6 protein-coding genes and 1 pseudogene are annotated in these 6618 nt (G+C 51.8%); 3 read left to right on the top strand and 4 right to left on the bottom strand.

All coding sequences use genetic code 11. The features are described from left to right. Nucleotides 1-15: 15 nt before the first annotated feature. Nucleotides 16-126 (top strand): annotated as a pseudogene (locus tag M0974_RS33305) (TniQ family protein); the annotation flags it as partial. Between the two features lie 342 nt (nucleotides 127-468). Further along, a complete protein-coding gene (locus M0974_RS11420) occupies nucleotides 469-1665 on the top strand; it encodes a hypothetical protein (RefSeq protein ID WP_297836302.1) in 1197 nt (398 codons plus the stop codon). A 38-nt stretch (nucleotides 1666-1703) separates the two neighbouring features. Here the strand turns inward: M0974_RS11420 and M0974_RS11415 are convergent, their stop codons facing one another. From M0974_RS11415 to M0974_RS11400, 4 genes are all read right to left on the bottom strand, one after another. Beyond that, a complete protein-coding gene (locus tag M0974_RS11415; protein ID WP_297836300.1) occupies nucleotides 1704-2594 on the bottom strand; it encodes a plasmid partitioning protein RepB C-terminal domain-containing protein in 891 nt (296 codons plus the stop codon). Then, on the bottom strand, nucleotides 2591-3487 hold the full coding sequence (locus M0974_RS11410; protein ID WP_297836299.1) for a ParB/RepB/Spo0J family partition protein: 897 nt from the start codon (nucleotides 3485-3487) through the stop codon (nucleotides 2591-2593). The genes M0974_RS11415 and M0974_RS11410 overlap by 4 nt, the downstream gene beginning before the upstream one ends. A gap of 2 nt (nucleotides 3488-3489) precedes the next feature. Beyond that, nucleotides 3490-5007 (bottom strand): recombinase family protein, encoded by a 1518-nt coding sequence (locus M0974_RS11405; RefSeq protein WP_297836305.1) that lies wholly within the window; start codon nucleotides 5005-5007, stop codon nucleotides 3490-3492. Nucleotides 5008-5196: 189 nt separating this feature from the next. Beyond that, nucleotides 5197-5634 (bottom strand): hypothetical protein, encoded by a 438-nt coding sequence (locus M0974_RS11400; RefSeq protein ID WP_297836297.1) that lies wholly within the window; start codon nucleotides 5632-5634, stop codon nucleotides 5197-5199. Between the two features lie 553 nt (nucleotides 5635-6187). On the opposite strand from M0974_RS11400, the gene M0974_RS11395 reads away from it, so the two are divergent. Next, on the top strand, nucleotides 6188-6418 hold the full coding sequence (locus tag M0974_RS11395; protein ID WP_297836296.1) for a hypothetical protein: 231 nt from the start codon (nucleotides 6188-6190) through the stop codon (nucleotides 6416-6418). Nucleotides 6419-6618 lie beyond the last annotated feature (200 nt).

Genomic DNA, 6618 nt, shown 5'->3' with positions numbered 1-6618 from the left:
CCGCCAACGCGTCCTATGCCGCTGTGGAATTTGCGGCGCCGCAGGTTTTGCGGGAGATGTCTTGCAGAAAAAGGCTACTGGAGCCTTTTCTGGGACCTCTCACTTGTCACGTGCTGCATAGAGCATAAGACACGGCTATGCGATATCTGTCGGCATTGCGGAAGCCAGCTCGACTGGACCGAACATATCACTCTCAGCTGCCCCGATTGCGGCGGCAGTCTTGGAAGTGCCGACGATACTGCCAACGCAAATGCCGATGAGCTGTGGCTGGTACGCGAACTGCAGCTAGCCTTCAAGGCAGACACGCAACGGGCCCCGCACTTAAAGCATCTCTCGCTCACGGAGCTGCACGAGCTTGCTTTTCGATTCGGGGCATGCTCCTCAAATCCTCGGGCAAGAAAGCCGCTCAAGATCGCCGATTCAGCATCGTTGGTTACGACGTCAGCAATATGCAGGAATGCTGCGGCTATGTTGCTGCGCTGGCCTCACGGGCTTGAACAAGGTCTCGATCGAATCCGCGCGGAGCGAGAGGATGGAAGAGCATGGAAACTGAGTGTTGCTCTAGGACCTATATATAAGGAGATATTCGATCGGCTGTCTGACCCTGCATATCAATTCGTTCGAGATGCGATTGAAAGATACATACTGGACAAATGGGAGGCACCTCTCGCTCTCCGGCATAAGAGACTCCATGTCGATGCTATTACTGAACATAGGTGGCTTCCGGTAGAGGCGGCTGCAAGCCGTATGAATTTGAGAGTCGCGGTTGTATCACGTGCAGCCGAGGCGGGAGAAGTGCATTGCCGTGACCAGGTTTACCCAAGCGGTCGCGTCGCCAGAGTGGTAGAGATATCTAGCCTCCAAGCCATCGCTGACAAACTGCATAGTGCGGTGAGCGTAGAAGAAGCTGCGCGCAAGCTGGGACTGTCAAAAAACCGCGTTGTGGAACTCATCCATGCCGGCTTCCTGAAAATATGGGGAGGGCAACCTCAGGCTGGTGCCCCATGGTTCATCGCGCAGAATGGTATTCAAGACTTGCTTCGTCCGGCATCAGATGTTTCGCTCCAAAAGCAGATTAAAAATACACAGATTTCCTTCTCACAGCTAATGAGGTGCGTAGCTAGGGAGGACGGTATCTTTAGAAAAATTCTAACCGCTTCCATAAACGGGACCATCGGAATTTCAGGGGTAGGAAATTCCGACCGACGCATCTGCGATTGGATTTTCGAACGGGTGCTGGTAAAAAGCCTGTTGGATTCATCAACGCCAACCAGTGCGAGCGAAGTTGGCGTCGTCGAAGCAGCTCACGCTCTAGGGGTAAAGCAGGAGGTAGTTTATGCTCTCGTTCAACAACAGGTGATCAAGAGCCGGATACGAAATATCAATGGAAGGCAGACGCGTTTTGTACGATTATCCGATCTTGAAGCATTTCGGGAAAAATATGTGTTTGGTCGCGAACTGGCAATTTCACTTCATTGCAGCCCAAAGTCCCTGGCCAGTGTCTTATCCCGGTCTGGCATTGCTGCTTTCGGTGGCCCGACATCTACGACGAGGCCTTGCAGACAGTATTATTGGCTACGCTCATCGAAGCTCGAAGCCTACCTTGCGCAGACCGCTGATCCGACTCAATCCGATTTACCAAAACCTGACGCTTTGCCAGAATAAAGAATTGAAAAAATTCAGACGCCGTCTGTGTTGCCTGACTATTGATCAAGTGAAACCGTCTGCACAATGATCTCGAATTCCGAAAATATTTCAGGTTGACGCTGCTTGAGGTAATGTGACACTGCTTCATTTTCGAGTAACTTAGCCAGATACCCTTTTGCCAGCACCAGGTGCAAAACATCCTCGCCATAAGTCTGCTCAACTGTCTTGTACTGCACCTGCAAGTTGCTCATCTCGCGCTCCATCTTGGAAATCTGTTCCTGCGAGACTCCAGACATACGCTGCGGCTTCTTGCCGTCGATAAGCATCAGTGCCGGTGTCGCAACGAGCATCGCTTCAGCATAGGCCACCGTGATGTTATTGGCTGAAACCATGAGTTCGACACATTCGACTTGGCGAGTAGGCTTCATCTTGCGCAGCACTCGCGAAATTTCCGTGGAAAACTGCCGATCTGCAAGCAGCTCCGCCGCTTCTGGGCAAATCCCATTTAGGAGCTTGAGCTTTTTGGTGATTTGGCTGACATCAACACTGAGAGCCTTGGCGAGACGCTGCGGAGTAACGCCACGCTCAATAGCGCGGCGGATCATAAAATGCTCTTGCACCGTCGACAACCGATTGACTCGGCTATTATAGGTATAGCTCTCATCGTCAGTAGCTACTAAGCAGCATACCTCTGTGCAATTCAACTGCTGTAACGCGATTAAACGAAAATGCCCGTCAAGTAAAATGTAACGGTCAGATTGATTCGCGTCCTTCCCTTCCGGTACAACCGACAGTGGTTCGATCAGTCCGATCTCCTCGATTGATGCAAGAATCTGATCAAACTTGCGCGACGCAATTGACTCAGGCGATACCTTTTTCGACAGCAAAATATGATCCGTCGGAACGCGGATCGGCTCGGGAATAAAACCCAGTGTGACGTTGCTCATGCTGCGTGCCCCATAGGCCAAACTCGCTCAGACAGATATTTTGGCAAGGTATCAAGCCCCTCTGCACGAAGAAGCGTCGTAAAGTTTTCATCGACCAGTAGCTGGCGCAAGGCCCCCGTTACGAATAGCAAACGCTGCTGTGCGAACTCTGCCTTCTTCACCATCAGCTTCTGCCGAGCCACCTCTTTCTGATAAGTTCGGATCAAACTCGAGGTAGTCACATCAACCCGCCGACGCCGCGTACCAGTAGATACGGACGGGCCGAGGACCTGCCGATTTTCGATAACCTTCCTGGCCTGCAGCAACTGCTGACCACGCAATGCACCGGACTCATAAGCATTCTGTAAAGCAACCTGCACCGCTGCGTTATCATCACCCGCATCAACGATTGTCAGGGCCGCGGTCAAAGGGATGCGACCTTTGGCCACCGCTACTAGTAGCCGCTCCTCACCATTTTTCAACAGCGACAGAATGCCGCCTACGTGCTCGGGCTTAAGGCCGGTCTTTAAGGCGATTGTCTTCTTGTCATACCCCTGCTTTCGCAGCTGTTCAATTCCTTGCATAGCCTCCAATGGCCTATATCGGCGGCGTGCCATATTTTCGGTGAGGTTCATGATGAGCGCCCCCTCATCATCCACTGTCACAACGAGCGCCGGAATGGTCGTTTCACCCAATGCTCTGAACGCCTTTACTCGCCCCTCGCCGCATATGAGCAGATAGCGCTCCGAGCCATCCGGCTTGGTCCTCACGGTCACAGTAATCGGCTTTTTTAGGCCAATCGCTTTTATGTTGGCGACGATCTCTTCGAAGACGCGCATGTTGCGCTCTCTTGGATTCAACGTTTCGATCAAGTCGATTGGGATCATCCGCATTTCACTGGGCCACTGTTCCATATTCAGGCAGCCTTCCTTACTCGAGCACGTTCAGCCATGCTGTACAGATAATCCAGGGAGTCGAAATGATAGGCCTCAAATTCAATAGGGTTGCTCTCCTTCAGACGTATCCGTCCGTAATCGAAATCCAGACGTGGAAGCAGGTAGTAGTCGAGGGGAGCTCGATTTGTCCGATCGAGCCGTACCGCTACCGTGATGTCCGGAGCTAAGCTTGTATCAAATCTAATCTTCCAGGAATACCGACCTGCACCGTGTTCCTGGCAGCGAGCGAGAACCAGAGAAACGCTGAATTCGTCATTTAGCCGCAGCATGTCGGTCGCCGGATCGCGAACCACTACACCACCTAGTTCGGCAATCGACCGCTCTACCTGGACAACGATTTCTGGATGATAAAGCCGCAAGAATCTGTTGGCCTCAAGATAACGATAGTCCCTGTCCGGTGAAAAACCAACCGTCTGATATGCCTGCAGCAAGCTGCCAAAACGGTGTGAGTAAACCGCAGTTGAAGGCATGCCCTCGGTTTCATTAATCACCAGGCCAGAAAGGAAGCCACGATGCTGATACAGGTTACGAAGACGCCTGATCAGCTCCTCATCTGTATAGCGCCGTGCGCGAGCCTGCATGATGCCGTGTACCGTATAAAACAAGTCTCTAGGTACGATGGGATCGAAGGCATTCTCTTTGCGCACCCACATCTCAGGCGTATTGACCACCCGAAGTTTCTTGAGCTTGAAGGAGGTGCGGTTGTATACGTTATTACCGATATACTTTTCGTTCGTTAGCACCTCGTGAACTGTGGCCCGCGTCCAGGAGCGGCCTAGGTCGGTCTTCAGTTCCAGTTCATTTAGTCGCCCTGCTATTTCGCCTTCCACCAGGCCGTCATCAATAAACCAGCGATACATCTGATTTACAGTGCTCACCTCCTCCTCTGGCCCAGACACCAAAATAACGCGATCGGTTTGTAAGCTCTTGTGTTCACCGCGGGTGAGTTCAGTTTTTAAGCATCCGTGTTGATCAATCAAAACCCTGCGTAATCCATACCCGGCTGGCCCGCCCTGGCGATATCCTAGTTCAATCAGCCGACACTGGCCGGCAAACACTTTGGCCGAGAGCTCGCGACTGTATTCGCCAGCCATAGCTCTCTTCACGCCCTTCACAATAGTGGATACCGGCGATCCATCATTTTCGAACTGCTCGGCACAATAGACCACTTGGATGCCCGCCCGGCGGCAGCGATACTCGTAGTACGCGCTTTCATCAGCGTCCTGAAAGCGGCCCCAACGACTGACGTCATACACCAGAATCATTTGGAACTCGTTGGATCCGCTCTCAACGTCACGAATCAGCCGCTGTAACGCTTCGCGCCCGTCAATGCTCAATCCGCTCTTACCCTGATCAGCATAGGTACGGATGACCTCGATTCCCCGCCGGCTCGCGTATTCGCGAATTTTAGAAGCCTGATTTTCGGTGGAATACTGCTGATGCTCAGTCGACATGCGAACGTACTCCACGGCCCGCATATCGGAATGCGGTTTCGCTTCGGCAGCGTTGAATTGATCTCTTAACATAGCCGTCAATTACCAAGAAGGTTGATACGTCTTTCCGGAGACAATCGCAAATCGGCTCGTCGGGACAAGACGTTAAGCTCAAGATAGCAGCAGTCTTGCCTGGCATCGAACACATCATCTCTTTGCAAGGGCCCGTTCTGTCTATGATGAGTAGGACAGCACCTGTAGTTCTACCGTCCACACGTCCATCTTTGCAAGACCCGATTGAGAAACGGATTGCATGCGATATAGACCAGAAGACAGTCGTGGAAGTGAATTTGACGCGTCCATCTTTGCAAGCCCTACGTCCGCACCGCCGGTGTCTCGTGCGTCGCGCACACGTTGCTTATTGCGGTTCTGCTCGACATAATCGGGATGCGTCGCGCGGTAATTTTTCCAATAATCCGCATTGCGCGTACTCCACGCTTGTTGGGCCCGTGCCTGGTTGTCAGCGTAATCGGGATCGTTCTTGCGCTTGTCACGTTGCCATCGCAGTCGGCGGACCCGCTGACAATCCAGTTCAGAGCAATAGGCTTGATGCGGCGTTTGCGACCGAGGCTGAAATCGCTTGCCACATGCCTCACAGTACCTGGTTTGCATTGATGTTCTCCATGCCCGTACATGACATGAAGAATGTGCGACCTCTCCAATTTTTCAATCAGAACTTCTCTGTTCGTTACACATCGCATGGTTGATGCAGCCGCATCGATCCCAAAGCGCACCGGACCCACACAGCACGTCCTGTCAGTCAAGATCATCGCTGGCCAATGCATCGCACGCACTACAGCAGCTTCACACCTGCTCATGGAGTTCATGAGCGCCCCTCGCTTCAATTATTTTGAGAACCATGTAGGCAGATGTCGTTTATTTCGAGACGACCTCTGCAGACCTTCTCAAAAAGTTGCACAAGCCTTTGATTTACTAGGAGGGGATTTTCAACTTCTTTGAGAACCTACATTTTGTCTGTAGCGGGCACAATAACCTGAGATTTTGGGAAGCATCTAACGAGATTTTCATCGAATGATACGTCTCGATAGTTCAGATTGATTTCTGGCTTACTTGCTTCGAAAATCGCAACGGCCACCTCATCGAGGTGGCCGTCTGTTTTTGCAGATTTGACGCGGCTGGCTGAGCGCACCCTATAGGAGCCAAAATGATTGGTCGTGACTACATTCCGCAAATCTATTTCTCGGACGTCTTCCAGGTGAGCGCAGAAACCGTCGATGAGTATGGGGCATTTGACGTGGCTCTGGTCAACGACCTCCCGCTGTTCGTAGACCCGTTCCTTCTCTTCGACAGCGAGGATGATAAGTACAAAGAGTTGCATCGCTCATCATTCGATACCTGGTTTTTCTTCGTGACCGAGCTTGTTCAGAAGACCTGACCGAGGGCAACATCACCCATTGGCTTCTGTTCAAAGAGGTAAAGCAGAACTGGCTTGGATTCAGTAAAACAGGTATCTGCCCGTAACGCATTTCGGCATAAGTAATCGCAGAAATGACGATCCGATTATTAAGCGCTACCTCTTCGACTAATCAGCGCAAAACAGACACTGGGTGCTCGCGCATGATGAACGAGCAAATG

The sequence above is a fragment of the Pseudomonas sp. genome (assembly GCF_026224925.1).
Taxonomy (GTDB): domain Bacteria; phylum Pseudomonadota; class Gammaproteobacteria; order Pseudomonadales; family Pseudomonadaceae; genus Aquipseudomonas.
The sequence above is the reverse complement of the archived record's forward strand: the minus strand, read 5'-3'. Positions and strand labels throughout refer to the sequence as shown.

Bases quoted from the DNA above. Each gene is read 5' to 3' on its own strand.
- M0974_RS11400 (WP_297836297.1), bottom strand. From the start codon at position 5,634: ATGCAAACCAGGTACTGTGAGGCATGTGGCAAGCGATTTCAGCCTCGG.
- M0974_RS11415 (WP_297836300.1), bottom strand. From the start codon at position 2,594: ATGAGCAACGTCACACTGGGTTTTATTCCCGAGCCGATCCGCGTTCCG.
- M0974_RS11395 (WP_297836296.1), top strand. From the start codon at position 6,188: ATGATTGGTCGTGACTACATTCCGCAAATCTATTTCTCGGACGTCTTC.
- M0974_RS11410 (WP_297836299.1), bottom strand. From the start codon at position 3,487: ATGGAACAGTGGCCCAGTGAAATGCGGATGATCCCAATCGACTTGATC.
- M0974_RS11420 (WP_297836302.1), top strand. From the start codon at position 469: ATGTTGCTGCGCTGGCCTCACGGGCTTGAACAAGGTCTCGATCGAATC.
- M0974_RS11405 (WP_297836305.1), bottom strand. From the start codon at position 5,007: ATGCGGGCCGTGGAGTACGTTCGCATGTCGACTGAGCATCAGCAGTAT.